Source organism: Bryobacter aggregatus MPL3 (assembly GCF_000702445.1).
Lineage (GTDB): Bacteria > Acidobacteriota > Terriglobia > Bryobacterales > Bryobacteraceae > Bryobacter > Bryobacter aggregatus.
Window position 1 is genome coordinate 3,817,513 of record NZ_JNIF01000003.1, and the last position, 16,455, is coordinate 3,833,967.

13 protein-coding genes and 1 tRNA gene are annotated in these 16,455 nt (G+C 57.2%); 11 read left to right on the forward strand and 3 right to left on the reverse strand.

The features are described 5' to 3' along the window. Positions 1–19: 19 nt before the first annotated feature. From accC to M017_RS0117670, 3 genes are read left to right on the forward strand one after another with little or no spacing between them, the layout of a single operon-like run. Entirely contained in the window at positions 20–1,501 is a 1,482-nt protein-coding gene (gene accC, locus M017_RS0117660) for an acetyl-CoA carboxylase biotin carboxylase subunit (protein ID WP_035957859.1), read from the forward strand. After that, positions 1,498–1,905, forward strand: a complete 408-nt coding sequence (locus tag M017_RS0117665; protein WP_051670380.1) for a biotin/lipoyl-containing protein — start codon at positions 1,498–1,500, stop codon at positions 1,903–1,905. The genes accC and M017_RS0117665 overlap by 4 nt, the downstream gene beginning before the upstream one ends. Continuing rightward, a complete protein-coding gene (locus M017_RS0117670; RefSeq protein ID WP_031499465.1) occupies positions 1,895–2,623 on the forward strand; it encodes an ATP-binding protein in 729 nt (242 codons plus the stop codon). Before M017_RS0117665 ends, M017_RS0117670 begins: the two co-directional genes overlap by 11 nt. Here M017_RS0117670 and M017_RS0117675 read toward each other — a convergent pair whose 3' ends face one another. Then, positions 2,624–3,130, reverse strand: a complete 507-nt coding sequence (locus M017_RS0117675; protein ID WP_031499466.1) for a DinB family protein — start codon at positions 3,128–3,130, stop codon at positions 2,624–2,626. A gap of 209 nt (positions 3,131–3,339) precedes the next feature. On the opposite strand from M017_RS0117675, the gene M017_RS0117680 reads away from it, so the two are divergent. The 7 genes from M017_RS0117680 to M017_RS0117710 all read left to right on the forward strand — a co-directional run bounded on the left by M017_RS0117680 (position 3,340) and on the right by M017_RS0117710 (position 10,806). Next, a complete protein-coding gene (locus tag M017_RS0117680; RefSeq protein WP_031499467.1) occupies positions 3,340–6,162 on the forward strand; it encodes a CARDB domain-containing protein in 2,823 nt (940 codons plus the stop codon). A 4-nt stretch (positions 6,163–6,166) separates the two neighbouring features. Further along, the gene (locus M017_RS27895; RefSeq protein WP_051670382.1) at positions 6,167–8,530 is read left to right on the forward strand and encodes an MFS transporter; all 2,364 of its coding nucleotides are present in this window, start codon (positions 6,167–6,169) and stop codon (positions 8,528–8,530) included. Between the two features lie 26 nt (positions 8,531–8,556). Continuing rightward, positions 8,557–9,147: a peroxiredoxin family protein gene (locus M017_RS0117690; RefSeq protein ID WP_035957860.1), complete on the forward strand. Its 591-nt coding sequence runs from the start codon at positions 8,557–8,559 to the stop codon at positions 9,145–9,147. Then, on the forward strand, positions 9,147–9,674 hold the full coding sequence (locus M017_RS0117695; protein WP_031499470.1) for a TlpA disulfide reductase family protein: 528 nt from the start codon (positions 9,147–9,149) through the stop codon (positions 9,672–9,674). Before M017_RS0117690 ends, M017_RS0117695 begins: the two co-directional genes overlap by 1 nt. Then, positions 9,674–10,213: a chromate transporter gene (locus M017_RS0117700; protein ID WP_031499471.1), complete on the forward strand. Its 540-nt coding sequence runs from the start codon at positions 9,674–9,676 to the stop codon at positions 10,211–10,213. The genes M017_RS0117695 and M017_RS0117700 overlap by 1 nt, the downstream gene beginning before the upstream one ends. Next, positions 10,210–10,722 carry a chromate transporter gene (locus tag M017_RS0117705; RefSeq protein ID WP_051670384.1) on the forward strand — a complete coding sequence of 171 codons (513 nt, stop codon included), beginning with the start codon at positions 10,210–10,212 and terminating at the stop codon, positions 10,720–10,722. The genes M017_RS0117700 and M017_RS0117705 overlap by 4 nt, the downstream gene beginning before the upstream one ends. A gap of 6 nt (positions 10,723–10,728) precedes the next feature. Then, positions 10,729–10,806: transfer RNA gene (locus M017_RS0117710), tRNA-Arg, on the forward strand. A 49-nt stretch (positions 10,807–10,855) separates the two neighbouring features. Here M017_RS0117710 and M017_RS0117715 read toward each other — a convergent pair. Both M017_RS0117715 and M017_RS0117720 read right to left on the reverse strand, forming a co-directional pair. Then, positions 10,856–11,575 (reverse strand): tetratricopeptide repeat protein, encoded by a 720-nt coding sequence (locus M017_RS0117715; protein WP_162179966.1) that lies wholly within the window; start codon positions 11,573–11,575, stop codon positions 10,856–10,858. 340 nt (positions 11,576–11,915) lie between these two features. Then, on the reverse strand, positions 11,916–15,155 hold the full coding sequence (locus M017_RS0117720) for a TonB-dependent receptor (protein WP_162179967.1): 3,240 nt from the start codon (positions 15,153–15,155) through the stop codon (positions 11,916–11,918). 114 nt (positions 15,156–15,269) lie between these two features. Here M017_RS0117720 and M017_RS0117725 point away from each other — a divergent pair, with 114 nt between their 5' ends. Further along, the gene (locus tag M017_RS0117725) at positions 15,270–16,436 is read left to right on the forward strand and encodes an FAD-dependent oxidoreductase (protein WP_031499475.1); all 1,167 of its coding nucleotides are present in this window, start codon (positions 15,270–15,272) and stop codon (positions 16,434–16,436) included. Positions 16,437–16,455: the final 19 nt, after the last annotated feature.

Here is a 16,455-nt window from a genome sequence, read left to right on the forward strand (position 1 = left end):
GCTTGCTACATTAGGGAGCGTGTTCCGTAAGGTATTGGTAGCAAATCGGGGCGAGATCGCGGTTCGAGTGATGCGGGCGCTCCGCGAAATGGGAATCGGCAGCGTTGCGGTCTACAGTGATGTGGACCGCAACGCTTTGCACGTTCGAATGGCAGATGAAGCGGTTGGAATCGGCGGTGCCGCTTCCAGCGAGAGCTATCTGGTGGTTGATAAAATCCTCGCCGCCGCCCAGCAGACCGGCGCGGAGGCGATCCACCCCGGTTACGGCTTCCTCAGCGAGAACGCCGCATTTGCTGCCCGCTGTGAGCAAAGCGGTATTGTTTTCATCGGACCGTCTTCGACTGCGATCGAGAAAATGGGCTCCAAGACCTCTGCTCGTTCCTTGGCCAAGCAAGCCGGTACTCCGATCCCCCCCGGCACCGAAGAATCCCTGTCCAGCGCGGATGAGGCCAAAATCATTGCCCGTGAAATCGGCTACCCGGTGATCTTGAAGGCTGCCGCCGGTGGCGGTGGCAAGGGCATGCGCCGTGTGGACCGGGAAGAAGATCTCGAAGCCGCCCTGCGCGATGCCTCGAGCGAGGCCGAACGATCCTTCCGCAGTTCTGACGTCTATATTGAGAAATTCATCGTCCGCCCGCGCCATATCGAGATCCAGGTGCTCGGCGACCAGTACGGCAATATGATCCACCTGGGCGAGCGGGAATGTTCCATCCAGCGCCGTCACCAGAAGGTAATCGAAGAGGCGCCCTCGCCGTTTCTCGCCACCCGGCCTGATCTCCGTAACGCCATGGGCAACGCGGCCGTTGCCGCGGCTCGCGCTGCGGGTTACTACAACGCCGGAACCGTAGAATTTCTGGTGGACGAATCGGGTGCCTTCTATTTCCTTGAGATGAACACCCGCTTGCAGGTGGAGCATCCCGTTACGGAACTGATTACCGGCATCGATCTGGTCAAATGGCAACTGCGCATCGCAGCCGGCGAAGCGCTCACCTTGCGCCAGCAAGACATTTCCCTGCGTGGTTGGGCGATGGAGTGCCGTGTCTATGCGGAAGATCCGGACAACGGATTCCTGCCCAGCCCGGGAGAGATCACTGCGCTTTCCGTCGCATCTGGTCCCGGCATCCGTCTCGATAGTGGTGTCTACCAGGGCTGGAAGGTCCCCCTCGAATACGATCCTCTGCTGATGAAGCTGGCTGCCTGGGCGGAAACTCGCGCCGAAGTGGTGGCCCGTCTCGAGCGCGCTCTCGAAGAGACCCACATCGGCGGCATCCGGACCAACACGGAGTTCTTTCTCGACCTGTTGGGGGACGAAAAGTTCCGGAACGGCGCCCTCCATACCGGGTTTCTCGACGAGTGGTTCCCACGTCGCAAACGCCATGAATTCAGTGCTTTAGAGATGCAGTTGCTGCATCAGTCGGCAACCCTTGCGGCCACGGAGCGAAAAACAAGCGCGCCGTCCCAGCCGGCAAGGTCAAAATGGAAAGAAGGATTGCTGCGATGAGCGCTGTCAAACTGGAACCAGGCGTGTGGAGCCTCATCGAAGAGAATCGCCAAATGGAAGCTCGTGTCGAGCGGGCCGGAGATGAATTTGTCGTCTCCCATCGGGGCAGGCAACTGCGCATTCGCATTGAAGATCCCCGCGAGTGGAGCGGCTCCGATGCCGCAAAATCAGGAACTGGAGTGGCCAAACTGGTTTCCCCGATGCCCGGCAAGATTGTGCGCGTTCTGGTTGCCGTTGGCGACCTTGTGTCTCGCGGGCAAGGATTGGTTGTAGTGGAAGCAATGAAAATGCAGAATGAACTGAAAAGCCCGATCGACGGCGTCGTACGGCAAGTGCAGGCCGAAGCGGGCGCCACGGTAACCGCGAATCAGACGCTCGTCGTGGTGCATGCCGATGCCAGTTGAGAATTGCCCAAAGTGTAGCGGCACCGGCTGGGTTGTCCGTATTGCCGATGGCCTGGAAGTAGTCGATCGTTGCAATTGCGACGAACTCACCCGTGTCGATCGTTATACCGCCAAGAGCGGCATTCCTCCTCTTTACGCGAATGCCTCCACCGAAAACTTCCTCCTCCCCAAGGACAATCCCATTGCCCAACGTGGGCTGGCCAGTGTGATGTTGACCGTGCGTACCTTTGCCCGCGAATATCCGGTGGTCGACAAGCCGGGCCTGATGTTCATTGGGGAAACGGGAGTGGGTAAAACGCACCTCGCCGTCGCAGCGCTGAATGGTCTCATCCAGCGAGGTTTTGAAGGGATCTTCTTCGATTACCAGACCCTGCTCGATCGCATCCGCAGTGGCTACGACCGTTCCAGCGGCTCGATGGACAAAGAGGCCTACCGGCTAGCTCTCGATTGCGAGATCCTGCTGCTCGACGACCTCGGTGCGCACCGCGTCACGGACTGGGTAGAAGATACGGTCGCCTCGATCATCACGCACCGTTGCAACTTCCGCAAGCCGGTGATTGTCACAACGAATTTGCCCGCGCCGGGCAATGTGAGCAACTCAGCAAAAGATTCGCTGGCCGATCGCATTGGGACGCGGGCCTGGAGCCGGCTCAATGAGATGTGTAAGATCGTGCAGATGCCGGCTGTTGAGGACTACCGGGTCCGTTCGAGACGTTAATTAAGCAAACGGATTCTCGTCCGCGCTCGGTCCATAAATCGAAGGACATTTCCCGCCCATCGGCCGTAAATAGGTAGCCAACTGCCCGCGATGATGGATAGTGTGATTATTCATGAACTGCAGGTATAAGGCTGCAGGCAGGGTAAACATCCCCATAAAGTCCACCGGTACCGCCAATTGTTCGCCACTCATGGCCTCCAATTTGGGAAGGGCGTTGGTCATAGCCTCTTCGTGCCAGGCGGCAATCTCTTTTCCCGTTGCCACTCCGGCGGGTAGGGGCGGCGTGGCGCCAGACGTGAACTTCTGCTCAATGATGGACTCGAGAAACCACAAATCTGCGGTGACGATATGCCAGGCGAGTTCAAGAGCTGTCTTCGACTTCGGATCCGGCCGGTAGTCCAGATGGTCATTGGGGATCGCGGCAATCACTTTGCGGGTGTTTTTGAGCTCCTCTTTTAAGGTGTTGAGGAAGACGCTACGGTAGGTGGCGAGAAATTCATGGGTCATCGTTCCGTCAGTATAGCCGTCGGGCGGACTGAGTGAAAAGGTCTTTTTTATTCTTCGTGTATGCTAGGAAACTTATGTCATCAAGGCATTTTTTCCTCGTTAGAGTTCTGAGGATTGTAGCTGTATCTTTCGGAATATTGAGCTGCCGGATTCAGGCGCAAAGTATTGAGGTTGTAAGCGGCAGGGGCTCCGATTGGAAGCTGTCGAGTTTGTCGGAGGTAGCGGACGCGGATCGTCTCAAAGCTCAGGTGCAACTGCCGCGGATCGACGAAAATGCGAAGTCGCGAGCGCTCGAGAATCTGAGCTACCAGAGTTCCTCCTCGAATGATCGGACTCCGAAGTCTGCTGCTTCTCTTCTTGCTCCCAACTTCCAGCTCGAAGGTTTCCAGGCCCTTCCCGACAGCATCGAGCCGAACCTCCCCGGCCCTTCCGGTGCGGTGAGTGCAGATCATGTCGTGACTGCGCAGAACAACGGCATTCGTGTGCAGGATCGAAAAGGAACCATTCTGAAAACCGTGAGCCTGGAAACTTTCTTTGCCGCGGCTGGTCCCTATCGTTTGGGTTTGCTTTCTCCCAGAGTGTCCTACGATCGAAACGCGAAACGTTTTCTTCTGGCCGCACTGGCAGATCCATTTGAAACCACTGCTGGAATTGTACTGGCTGTCAGTAAGACCTCCGACCCGCGTGGTGAATGGAAAATGAGCAAGATCTCCGCGCCCTATGCGAGCACTTATTTCGGCCAGATGCAGATGGCGATTGCGGGAAAGATTGTCGCGATCAGTGCGGACCTTTTTCTAGGCCCTTTCTACGACAGCACTCAGAACTACCTCTTCAATGTGACGAATCTCTATCCGGAGGGCAGCTTTCCGATCTATCAGAAGTTTGAAGATTATCTTTCTGGAAACTCGCCGTCTGCCGATTCGAATCCCGACGCAACCCGTATTCTGTTTGTGAATAATACCTACAATCTGCAGAACGGCAATTACGCACTCGCTTTCAAGGAGGCTTCGTTTGCGCCGGGCGGCGGATCGTTCAATGTCGGAACTCGTAGCTACGCCGATGCTGGGGATTTCGCAAAGTACGTTCCTGGTGAGATTCTGCCGCAAGCAGGTACAGACAAGAAGATCGATGCTGGCGATTCGATGATCCAGAGTTGTGTCACCCGTGACACGAGCGTCTGGTGCGTCAATACGATGTTCGTTCAGTTCGGCACCGGAATCCGGTCTGTAGTGCAATACACGAAAGTCAATTGGCCCACGACCGGAGCCGCGATTACGATGTCCGAGCGCGTGCGTGTGGACGACACAAGTGGCGCTTCTTACTATGCCTTTCCTTCTATCGCCGTCAACAAGAACGGGGAACTCTTTATTGGCTACAACCGCTTTCACAAAGATAAATTCGTTGGTTCCTATTTCGCCACACGCAAGCCGTCTGACACTCCCGGCGCGCTCTACGCCGACGGCTTGATCAAAGAAGGCGAAGATAGCTTTGAACGTGGCTTTCTGATGACCGGCTTCGGCCCCTATTCCTCCACCCAGGTCGATCCGGCGGATGACACCTCCTTCTGGACTCTGCAAAGCTACGCGGCTTCCCGTACGGACGGAGGCAGCACCACCTGGGGCACCTGGTGGGCTCACTACGGCCTCCACAACGGCGCCTGCACCGTGAAGCTGGATCAGAGCAGTGTCGAGGTACCGGTAGCGGGCGGCAACTTTAAGATTGCAGTCACTCCGAGTTATAACGATTGCGGCTGGATGGTGGCTCCCAATGCCGGATGGCTGTCTCAAGCTTCCCCTGCCACAACAACCGGCGCCGCGACGGTCGAGTTCAAGGCCAGCGCAAACAAGCGGGGACAGCTTCGGAGCGGCACCATTCGCATTGGCGATCAACTCCTCACGGTGCGTCAGGCCGCAAACCCAGCGCCGCCCGCTGCGGAGCCCACTCTCTCCATTCTGCGTTTCACCGCTCCCTCTACAGTGCGTGTTGGCGAAACGATTCTGCTGAATGTACAACTGACCAACAAGGGCACCAAGGCCGCTCCCCGATTGCGGATCGGCTTCTATCTCGGCACTGGCACGACCGTCACGAAGCGGGATTACAATACCGGCTTCATTTGCTTGTTGCCAAATGGAATTCCCATCGATGCAACCACGACATGCACTGCATCTCTCCCGGTTGATAACACTTTTGTTCCTGGCACCTATCAGCTTGCGGCGATTGCGGACGATGGGGAAGAAGTGCCGATGACAGATCGCAGCGCGGCGACGCGGCTTTCGGATGCCGGGCCTCTTGTGATCAAAGCGGCAGCAACAGCGCCTGCGGTGACTTCCGCCGCCATCGTAAACGGTGCAACCGCCGTGTCCGGACCTGTCGCTCCCGGCTCCATCCTCGTGCTCTACGGGGCCAGGCTCGGCCCTGCTGCCCTCACCACCTTGACGCTCACCTCACAAGGGCGCGTCTCCACTCTGCTCGGAGGCACACGTGTTTTGTTCGACGATGCTGCTGCTCCGTTGATCTATACCTCTGCGGGACAGCTCAGCGCGATCGTACCTTACAGTGTTGCCGGAAAAACCACCACGCAGGTCTCAGTGGAACTCAACGGCCTGCGTAGCGATCCAGTGGCGATGCAGGTCACCGCGGCCTCCCCAGACTTCTTTACAACCGACTACAGTGGCAAGAATCAGGTCGCGGCGCTCAACGAGGATGGTAGTGTCAACTCGGCAGCCAATCCAATCGCCGTAGGCAGCGTCATCGTACTCTACGGAACTGGTGCCGGCACCTTGAGCACCACTCCCGTCGATGGCGCGGTGATCGGTGTCCCACTGCCAGAATTCCTCGCTCCACTCTCCCTAAAGATCGGCGGCCTGGACGCAGAACTGCTCTATGCCGGCCCTGCGCCAGGCCTGGTTAGCGGCGTTTTCCAGATCAACGCCCGGGTTCCTGTGGCAATTGAACCGGGAGACAAAATCGCCATCTCCGTGAAAGCGGGTGCGATCGAATCTCCGGTGGGGGCAACGATTGCGGTGAAATAGAAGATTGAACTCCTTTTCTGCGTTGCGCGCTCTGCGCCATCGCAATTTTCAACTGTATGCAGCGGGACAATTGGTCTCGCTGACGGGCTCGTGGGTCCACAACACGGCGCTGAGTTGGCTGATGTACCGCCTCACTCATTCGGAGTGGATGTTAGGTCTCACGAGCCTGTTCACCAATCTGCCCATGCTGCTGCTCGGAATGGTCGGCGGGCTGGCGGCAGATCGCTACACCCGCAAGCACATCGTCATCCTGACCCAGAGCGTCTTTCTCTCCCAAGCGGCCATTCTCGCGGTACTCACGCTCAACGGCTCCGTGCGTGTCTGGCATGTCTACGGCCTCGGGCTTGCCTACGGTCTCGCAAATGCCTTCGACATTCCGGCGCGGCAAGCCATGATGCTCGACATGACCAGCCGCGAAGACCTCATCAGCGCGGTGAGCTTGAATTCGATGATCTTCAACCTCGCCCGTATCCTGGGGCCTGCTCTCGGCGGAATCGCCGTCGCAACTCTGGGCGAGGGATGGTGCTTTGCCCTGAATGCACTGAGCTTTGTGGCGGTCCTGTTGGTGTTGCTTTGGATGCGGATGCCAGCGCAACACCAGCAACAAGGCCAGGCAACGAGTTTGCGCGATGGCCTGCAGTATGTAAAGGCGAACGAGACCGTCTGGCGACTGTTGGGGATTTGCAGCGTAAGTAACATCTGCTTCAGTGGTGCCTTTGTGCTGGGCCCCTTCTTCGCGCAGGACATCTTCCGCATGGGGGCCTGGGGTCTTGGCTGCCTCACGGCGGCGATGGGTTGCGGCGCGGTGGCGGGAACTTATCTTCTCGCCCGATCGCGCGATGTCAGTGGATTGCCGCGAGTTGCAGCCTGGAGCGGCCTCACTTTAGGTCTGGCCCTCCTGCTCTATGGACTGAGCCCGAATTTTTGGTTGTCGGCCGCACTGATGGCGGTGGCCGGAGGATCTTTGATGCGCTTGAATGCGGCAACGAACTCTACGTTGCAGACGGGGACGCCCGAGAATTTGCGAGGACGGATTGTGTCAATGTTTGGGATGTCGGTAGTGGGGATGGCGCCGATTGGCGCATCCTTGTTTGGCGCCTTGGCGCGTGGAACCAGTGTGCGCATTGCGGCGATGACGGCGGGCCTTCTGTGCGTCGTTTCGGGATTCAGCTTGGGACGCACCTTGCGCGGAATCGTATTGGCGATGCTGGTGCTGCCAGCCTTTTCTGCCGACCCCGCGCTGCTGAGCCGTGTGAATCAATATTTGCAGGAAGTCGCCAGCATGACCGGCTTCCAGATCAAACGGCAAGTACCCGCGGCGATGATGAGCTCGAAGGAACTCGAAAAGTATCTGAAGGGCAAGATGAAGTCCGAGAAGCCCACGACCAAGGTGGATATCGAGGAACTGGTGCTCAAGCGTTTCGGCTTTGCTCCACCGGACTTCCATTTGAAGTCCACCACCGTCGACCTGTTGCAGGAGCAAGCGGCCGCTTTCTACGACTTCAAAACCCGCAAGCTCTACGTGCTCGATCATATCCAGGACGATCTCGGCCCCGAACTGCTCGTGCACGAACTCGGCCACGCTCTGGCCGATCAGAATTTCGGCCTGAAGAAGTTTCTCGATGGGGCCAAGGGCGACGACGACGCCGCGCTGGCGAGAATGGCGGTGATGGAGGGACAGGCGATGTATCTGATGGGAGAGCACGCCGCCCGTAAGCTTGGTTCTTCGCTTAAGAATTCGCCAGAGATGGTACGCCGGATGAGTGAGCAGGATGAGAGTGACGAGGACAAGTACCCCGTGATGAAGAGCGTGCCGTTATATCTGAAAGAAAGCCTGCTTTTTCCATACTCCTGGGGCTTTCGTTTCCAGGCTGCCGTTTGCGCCAAAGAAGCGGACTGCATGAAGCGAGTCTTCGAGCATCCGCCCGTGTCGAGTGCTCAGGTGATGCACCCGGAGCTGTACTTCTCTGAGACCGTCCCCGAAAAAGTGGAAGTGCCCGAAGCTCCAAAGGGCTGGAAACCCAAAGCGGCAGGAACCCTCGGCGAGGTGGATTTTAGTGTGCTGCTGCGTACCTTCGGCAAGACCACGCCGGAACTGGCGGAAAGCAATCGCGGAGGCAATTATGTCCTTTATGAAAACAAAAAGACGCATGACTATTTGTTGAATCACGCGTCTGTCTGGAAGGATGAGGATACGGCGCACAGGTGGTTTGAAGCCTATGCGAAGATATTGGCCGCCAAGTGGAAGAGTTATACGGTGCAGCATCAAAGTGCCAATGAACTCGATGGTGTAGGCGATGTGGGCGCCTTTCGCCTGCGCTGGAGCGGACGCCAGGTTACGGTGGAGGAAGGCCTTCCAGTACACTGAAGAAAATAGAGCACGAGGTGAATGCGATGCGAGGAATTGCGGCCAATCTACTGGTCCTGACGATGTGGAGCGCCGGTATGATGCCGGGCGCGACGGTGCCACGACCCTCCCCGGAATTTGGGTTTGAGCTGCCGGGTGGCAAGCAGGTACTGCTGAGCCAGTACAGAGGCAAAGTGGTCATGATGGGCTTCTACCTCACCACTTGTCCGCATTGCAAAGACACGGTGCGCATCGTGGAGAAGTTGTATAAGGAGTATGGCGCGCAAGGCTTCCAGCCCCTGGGCGTCTGCATCAACGACATGGCGAAGATGCTCACTGCCGATTTCAACAAAGAGCAAGGCGCTACTTTTCCTATTGGCTATGGGCCGCGCGATTCCGCCTATGGTTATCTCCAACATCCCACGATGATGCAGCTCTATATGCCCGCTTTTGTCATGATCGATCGCAAAGGACAGATCGTGAGCCAGTATATGGGCGGCGACCTGATTTTCGGCAAAGATCTCGCTGAACGCGAGAAGAACTTCCGTAAGCTGATTGAAGATATGTTGAAGAAGCCGGGTGTGAGTGCGGCGCCTGCACCTGCAAAGAAGACGGCAACTACGAAGAAGGCAAGCTAATGAACCTGACACGCAGAGGATTGATCTTGAGCTCGGCGGCTGTGCTGGGCGCTCAGACCAAGAAGGCCGTTGTGGCTCCCAAGAAGCACATCAAGGTGAGCTTGCCTGGTGGCAAGGCGCTGGACACTGCCTCCTGGCTGGGAAACGTATACGCGGTGACGATCTTCAAGACCACCTGCCCGCATTGCCAGAAGTCATTGCCGATCTCGGAGAAGATCTACAAGGAATTTTCCGCGAAAGGCTTCCGTTCCATCGCCATCGCAGTCGATCAGAACCCCGAGCCGCTGGTGGTTGATTTCGCGAAAAACTATAAGATTGACTTCCCCTTGGGGTGGGCGCCGATTGACGACATCTGCGCGTTTCTCGATCTCAAGCCAGAGCAACTCTATGTGCCGGCGATGATGATTTTCGACCGTCGTGGCAATGTACGCGGGCGCTATCCCGGCGGTGACGCCTTCTTCAATATGGAAGAGATCAATCTGCGCAACCAGGTTGAATTGCTGCTCAAAGAACCTAGAAAGAGCTAATGGGCGCGCGGCCCAGTTTCTTGCAACTGTGCCGCGTCCTTCTCAAGCATGCGGCCTTCACGGTTGGGGGTGGGAGCGTCACCACCATTGCCTTGGAGCGCGATCTTGTAGATCACCACGGTTGGCTCAGCCGCGATCGCTACCGGGCTCTCTATGGGCTCAGCCGCCTGACGCCGGGCACGAGCATTTTGGCTATGGTCACCGGCATTGGCTGGCACTTTTTCCAGTGGCGTGGTGCCTGCGTATCACTCTTCTGCGCGGTTGTCCCTGCATCCATCCTCGCCGCGCTCCTCGCCTCCGCCTACCAGCTGGTCTACCAGAATCCCACCGCAAAGCGCTTTCTCCTGGGAGCTGCTGCCGCCGTCTGTGGCTTCATTGCCGCTAGCTTGTTTGGCTTGCTCTCTCCCTATCTCAAAGACAAACGATTCGCGCAGACCTTCCTGATCTTTGCGTTCGCGTTTGCAGTCGCCATCTGGGGGCTCAACCCTTTCCCGGTGATCCTTGGCCTGGCGATTGCCGGCTTGGTGAGTGCTCGATGATCCAACTGCTCATTCTCTATTGGATTCTCCTGCAAGCGATCCTCTCCTCCTTCAGCGGACTCACCAGCCTGCCCGTGATCCGCCACGATCTGGTAGTCGATCGGCAGTGGATCGATGATGTCCACTTGAATGCGGCAGTGATGATTGGACGCTCGACGCCGGGGCCGATGGGCGTGTATGTCGTGTGCATCGGCTATTTCGTGGCGGGCTATCCGGGCGCTTTGGTCGGGATGCTCGCGTTGGCGACCCCGGCTCTTCTGATGATCGCGCTGTTGCACTTCCTCCATACGAGGGTCGATCATCCCCGGGTGAAGAATGCAATACGCTTTGTCGTGATTGGGGGCACGGGCTTCAGTGCCGCAACTTTAGTCGGCATGGGCCAAGCGGCGTTGACGAGCGGATGGCTCATCGGAATCGCACTCACTTCCTGTCTGCTCGTTCTCCGAACACGAATCGCTACAATTTGGATTCTGACCGCAGCCGGAATCGTAGCTGTAATGGTAAAGTGAAGAAGCGCGCCCGTAGCTCAGCCTGGATAGAGCGCTTGCCTCCGAAGCAAGAGGCCACAAGTTCGAATCTTGTCGGGCGCACCACCCTCCTTCTCGAAGCTCCCGTGACGGCCCCCAATACGGCCCATTCCCTCTACTGCTTCGCTGCCGTCGTCAGCAGCCCAAGCAGCTTGCGAGCCGGTTCAAAGCCTTCTCCCGCCTTCTTCAGATGGAACATCGCTTCCTTACTCTCCTTGTGCTGTTCGAGCAGACTCACCGCCAGGAAGAACCGCGCGCGGCTGGAGAGGCTATCGGACCGGATGCTGGCCCGCGCGGCCTCTTCAGCTTCAGGAAAACGATTCATCGACAGTAAGGTGTAGGCGAGATTCGATTCAGCCAGCGCGTCTGTCGGGTCAATCGAAGTAGCGCGCGCAAACATCTGATACGCGTCGTTGACGCGTCCTTGACGGAGATAAAGGACACCGAGATTATTCGCGGCCTCAAAGAATTGCGGATCAATCGCAATCGCAGTTTTCAGATTCGCCAGGAGCGCTGCTTCGTCATGGTTTGCCGAGGCCTTGCTGGCTTCCTGAAAAGCCTTCATCGCCTTCTTCGGAATCTTATGCTGCATGCGGGCAATCGAGACAGGACGCTGTGCTGCTGGCTGGGCTGGACCTCGGGTCAGGTCGATTGTAAAAGTGTTCTGATACGGACAACTGACGGAAGTTGTAAATACAATATCGCCCTGCGCATTCACAACGCGAAGCTCATTGATCCCATTGGGTACGCCGCGCAGCTCAAATGCATTGAGCCCAGTCAAATGAGATTCAGAGAGCACCACACGCTGCACCGGATCGTAGAGTTGTACCCTCAACTGGGATGCGACTCTGGAATCACTGATATTCACTTGGCCGGACAAGCTGGAGCTAAAATTTGTGTGCGAAAGATCCCGCGGATCGTTGGGGAATCCACTCTGGGCCAACAGATCCGAGGAAAAGAGCAGTGGCATCAAAAGTAGTGCCCAAAGGCACCGGGAATAAGTGAAGTGCATACACTCCTCGCTGCGATGGATTGGTAAGAAGAGGGGGGAAGCTGCGAGGTTCCAACAGGGCGGGGTGGAAACGCTACCCGCACTCTCAGACTACTCCGAAAGTGCGGGAAAATCTAATTACTTTTTCAGATCGGGCCGATGGAGTGATCGTTTTAGAACAGTTTTAGAACAAGAACCGTAGGACTACTTCGGTAACTCGCGCGGGACGTGCACTATTGATGATGCCGAAGTCCGGGTTCCCCAGGGTATGCCCGGGAATGTTGAAGTTCGCCATATTCAAACTGTTATAAGTGATGGCCCGCAGTTCCGCCTTCAGCGCTTCGTGGATCGGAAAATGTTTCGCGATACTGAAGTCCACATTCGAGGTGAAGGGGCCTCGCAGCACACTCCGCGGGCTGGAGCCAAATCGATAAGGCGCAGGATGGGCGAAGGCTGCAGTATTAAAGTAGCGTTGCAACGTCCAGTTGCCATCGACGGCAGGGTTGCCGACCAGTTCTGCTCGCAGCGTTCCGGCAGGGAAGCCATTCGTCGAGTTCGCGCTATCGAATACCGTAAAGGTTTGGCCCGATTGGAAGTTGCCATAGACACCAAGCTGCCATCCCCCGGCCACCGCATTGAGCCAGGCCTTCGATTGGATCTTTCGTAACTCATAGAGTCCGGTGAAGGTCAAATGTTGCGGTGTATCTGTGCCGGAACGTCCTTTGTCCAGGCGGCGATTGTACTGGTCCATGTAGCTGCCGGGGTCCCCAAACTCATCGCTCGAAGCCACGTCGTCGAGAAACTTTGAGAAAGTATAGTGAGCCAGAAACGCAAGGCCATTCGAGAAGCGGCGCTCTGCCTTAAAGAAGACCGCGTGATAAGTCGAGTTGCCAATTGCCGGATTCAACTGCGTCACATTACTGAACTGTGGGAAGGGGCGCAGATTCTGTGTCGTGCCTGGACCAAACTGGCTCGGCAGCAATTGATTTAAGGTCAGGTCATTGGCTGTGAGGTGATGCGAGATATTTGCGAGATAGCCAGTCTCTAAGAGTAAGTTCCCGGGTAGTTCTTTCTGGATATCCAGATTGTATTGATAAGAAACAGGCGAAGGACGATGACGATCAAAGTAAGTGACAGCGGTGGTGGCGCGATCGCCCACTTTCACCGCCCCAAATCCCGGTGTCTCGATGGACGGCCGTGTATAGGCCGGGAATCCGTTTGACAGTTTCAATACATAGGCTGTTTCAGCGGCAGACGCCACGAGGCTGAGATTGTCGGAGAAGCCCAGGCTGGCGCCCGTTGTGACGGTATTGCTGATGTTCGGTCCATAGAGGATGCCGGCGCCTCCGCGGATCACCAGATTCTTGGAGAATGGAGCATTGTAGGCGAAGCCAAAGCGCGGGCCAAAGTTCTTCCAATTGGCGTCGAAGCTTGTGGTCGGGACGCCATTGCGTCCGGCAAAGGTCACCACTCCGGGCGTGCCCGAAATTGGGTTGATCGCCTTGGGGTCAAAGGCATTCATCCGGTTGCCGTCGACATAGCGAGGCAACTCAACTTCCCAGCGCAGTCCAATGTTCAGTGTCAGGCGGCTCGTGATGCGATAGTCATCCTGGGCAAAGAGCGCCCAGTAGGAAGCGCGGCTTGGAATGAGATCTGTCCTGCTGAACGCGGCTGAATTCGCCGCCCCCAGCAGAAAGCTGGCATAGGAATCGCCTGTCGTACCGGCAAAGCCGACGCGATCGGTGATCGAACGGTTGAACACCAGATTCCCGGAGCTCGAAATGTCATTCGACTCATTGTTGTACCCGCGGCGATACTCAAAGCCGGCTTTCAGTGCGTGCTTGCCAGTGAACTTCGATACCGAATCCTGAAACTGCAGATCGGTGATCGGGGTCTGGATGCGGGCAATGGCGCTGTTGGCCACAGCCTGGCCTCCGAGCAGTCCATAGCCCGTCAGGTTGAAGGTCGGGAAGGCCGCTTTCGTCACGCCGGTAAAGCCAAGTTTTCCAGCCCAATCCTCATTGAGCCCGGCACGCGTCTGAATGTACTTCCGCACCATCAAGCTCACCTGAAACTGGTTCAGCAGCGAAGGGCTAAAGGTATGAATGTGGGTGCCCAGAATGCTCTGGATGCGGACATCGGCAAAGGTCGCACCTGGATCCACCACAGGATTTCCATAGGAGCCGACATTCGAGGAGTTGGCGTCATTGATGTAGTAGCGTGCTGACAGCCGGTCGTTGTCTGAGAGATTGTGATCGAGCTTTCCCACCACAATGTTGCGGGCCAGCTGCGAGCGGTCGTTCGCACCGAAGTTGTTCGCGGTACCACTGCGGTTTGGGGTAGGGAAGTAAGCGGTGGCGGCTTTCGCAACGGCGTCAAAGCGGCTGGCCGGAATCTGATTTCCGGGGAAGGGCGCCTTCGCTCCGTCGACGAGCGTGAAGGGGTCATAAATCGGCGCATTTGCAGAGAAGTCCCCGGCACGTTGGGCCAGAGTGGGTACGGTGGTCAACACCGCGTTAGAGGTCGTATTTTGCGTGCGCTCCCAACTGGCGAAGAAATGAGTCTTATCGCGCTGGATCGGCCCGCCCAGTGCCGCGCCGTACTGGTTCAGACGAAGCCGGGGGCGGCTGCTGGCAAAGAAGTTCCGCGCATCGAGCGCCTCGTTCCTCATGTAATCGAAAACGCTGCCGTGGAACTGATTGGTCCCGGAGCGTGTAGAGAGCGCCACAATCCCGCCGGTGGAATGCCCATATTCCGCCGCATAGTTGTTGCTGAGAATGCGAAATTCTTCCAGCGCATCCAGCGGCAAACTGGCAACCTGCGACGGACGCGCCAAGCCCACAACATTCCCGACATTGCCGCCATCGAGCGTAAAGTTCTGGTTGCGGGCACGGCCGCCGGCAATCGAGAAGATGGGGTAGTTTTCAGCGCCTTGGCCAGGGTCGATCATCACCACGCCAGGGGAAAGATTCACCAGCGAGTTTGCCGAACGATTGGGGAGCGGAAGGTTGTCGATGTACTTGTGCCCCACCACTTGGCCAAGGCTGGAGCTCTGTGTCTCTGCCAGATTCGGGTTCGCCTCGACATTTACGGTTTGTGCCTGCCCGGCGATGGCCAGATTGATATCCACCGCGATCACCTGCGCCGTTGTCAGCAGAAGATTGGCGCGAGTGGCGGCCTCAAAGCCAGGAGCTTCGGCAATCACGGTATAGGTACCCGGAAGGATATTGCTCACCCGGTAACCTCCCGCTTCGTTCGTTACAACCGTCGTGCTGATACCGGACGCAGCATTCACCGCCTTGACGGTTGCCCCCGCGACAGGAGCTTGAGATCCGTCTCGCACCACACCGGTAATACTTCCGGTTCCGAGCTGTGCGAGCACGGAAATGACCCCGAAAAAGAATGCAACAAATAATCTAGACATTGTTGATAGGGTATGGGATGAATGGTCCAGTGTCAATGAAGAAGGGGGTTTCAGAGGAATTTTTAACTTCGAGCTATATTGATCTCTACTCCCTGCGGCTCGAAAGGAATTTCCATGCAGCGACGCGATTTCTTGTTCTCCACTGCGACTGTTGGCCTCAGCAGCTGCGTACATAGTGCCAAGCGAGCACAACCCTCCACTCTCATTCCTCCGATCCTGCCGATCCGGGCCCAACTGGATCGCATCTTCCGCGTCACGGTGTGTCTGCGGCCATTTCGCGCCGCCGGGCCCCGGCTCGATGTGGAGAAGGTGGGCGAGAAGATCGTCGTTCACAACTATGGACACGGAGGAAGCGGTTGGTCGCTGTCCTGGGGATCGAGCAGTCTCGCGGTGGAGAAAGCGATGGCCGGCGGTGAGCGGGAGGTGGCCGTGATTGGTTGTGGCGCGCTCGGGATGACTTCTGCAATCCTGCTCCAGCGGGCTGGAGCAAAGGTCACGATCTATGCGAAAGAGCGGCCTCCTGAGGTGCGTTCCTCACGCGCAACGGGGTCCTGGACTCCCGACTCCCGCATCGCCCTCGCCAGCGCGGCTGGACCCAATTTTCCTGCCCTATGGGAGAAAATGTGCCGCACTTCCTTCCATACTTATGAAAGCTATCTTGGGATGGCCGGGGATCCGGTGGAGTGGACCGACCGTTACAATCTCTCCGACGACACTCCCTCGCCCAGCCGCTCCTCTAATGATTCGGAGAACGCGCTCGACTTCGCGCATTATCAGGATCGTGTGGCCGATCTCACTCCCCGTTCTCGGGAATTGCCTCCCGGCAGCCATCCCTTTCCCGCCAGAAAAGTCAGGCGCAACTCGAGTCTGAGCTTCAATATCGCCGCTTATTCCCGGCAGCTGATGAATGACTTCTTCGTCGCGGGCGGAAAAATGGAAACAGTGGAGTTTCGTACGCCGTCAGAACTTAGTAGGCTCCCTGAACGGGTGATCATCAACGCGACCGGCTACGGAGCAAGGGCTCTGTGGAAGGACGAATCGATCATCCCGGTTCGCGGGCAGATTGCCTGGTTGATTCCTCAGCCTGGCGTCCATTATGGGGTTTCCTATCGCAATGTCTATATCCTCGCTCGCCGCGATGGAATTGTGGTCCAAGGTGGCGGGAGAGGCGAGATGGAAGGCTACAACGATACCAATGAGCAGCCCGATCGCGCTGAGGCGGAAGCCGTCGTTCAAGTAGCCATCGATCTCTTCGGAAGAATGCGCCAGCCTGTTCTCTGACTGATTTCTTGGCTTGTCG

Bases quoted from the DNA above. Each gene is read 5' to 3' on its own strand.
- M017_RS0117665 (WP_051670380.1), top strand. From the start codon at position 1,498: ATGAGCGCTGTCAAACTGGAACCAGGCGTGTGGAGCCTCATCGAAGAG.
- M017_RS0117670 (WP_031499465.1), top strand. From the start codon at position 1,895: ATGCCAGTTGAGAATTGCCCAAAGTGTAGCGGCACCGGCTGGGTTGTC.
- M017_RS0117675 (WP_031499466.1), bottom strand. From the start codon at position 3,130: ATGACCCATGAATTTCTCGCCACCTACCGTAGCGTCTTCCTCAACACC.
- M017_RS0117690 (WP_035957860.1), top strand. From the start codon at position 8,557: ATGCGAGGAATTGCGGCCAATCTACTGGTCCTGACGATGTGGAGCGCC.
- M017_RS0117695 (WP_031499470.1), top strand. From the start codon at position 9,147: ATGAACCTGACACGCAGAGGATTGATCTTGAGCTCGGCGGCTGTGCTG.
- M017_RS0117700 (WP_031499471.1), top strand. From the start codon at position 9,674: ATGGGCGCGCGGCCCAGTTTCTTGCAACTGTGCCGCGTCCTTCTCAAG.
- M017_RS0117705 (WP_051670384.1), top strand. From the start codon at position 10,210: ATGATCCAACTGCTCATTCTCTATTGGATTCTCCTGCAAGCGATCCTC.
- M017_RS0117720 (WP_162179967.1), bottom strand. From the start codon at position 15,155: ATGTCTAGATTATTTGTTGCATTCTTTTTCGGGGTCATTTCCGTGCTC.
- M017_RS0117725 (WP_031499475.1), top strand. From the start codon at position 15,270: ATGCAGCGACGCGATTTCTTGTTCTCCACTGCGACTGTTGGCCTCAGC.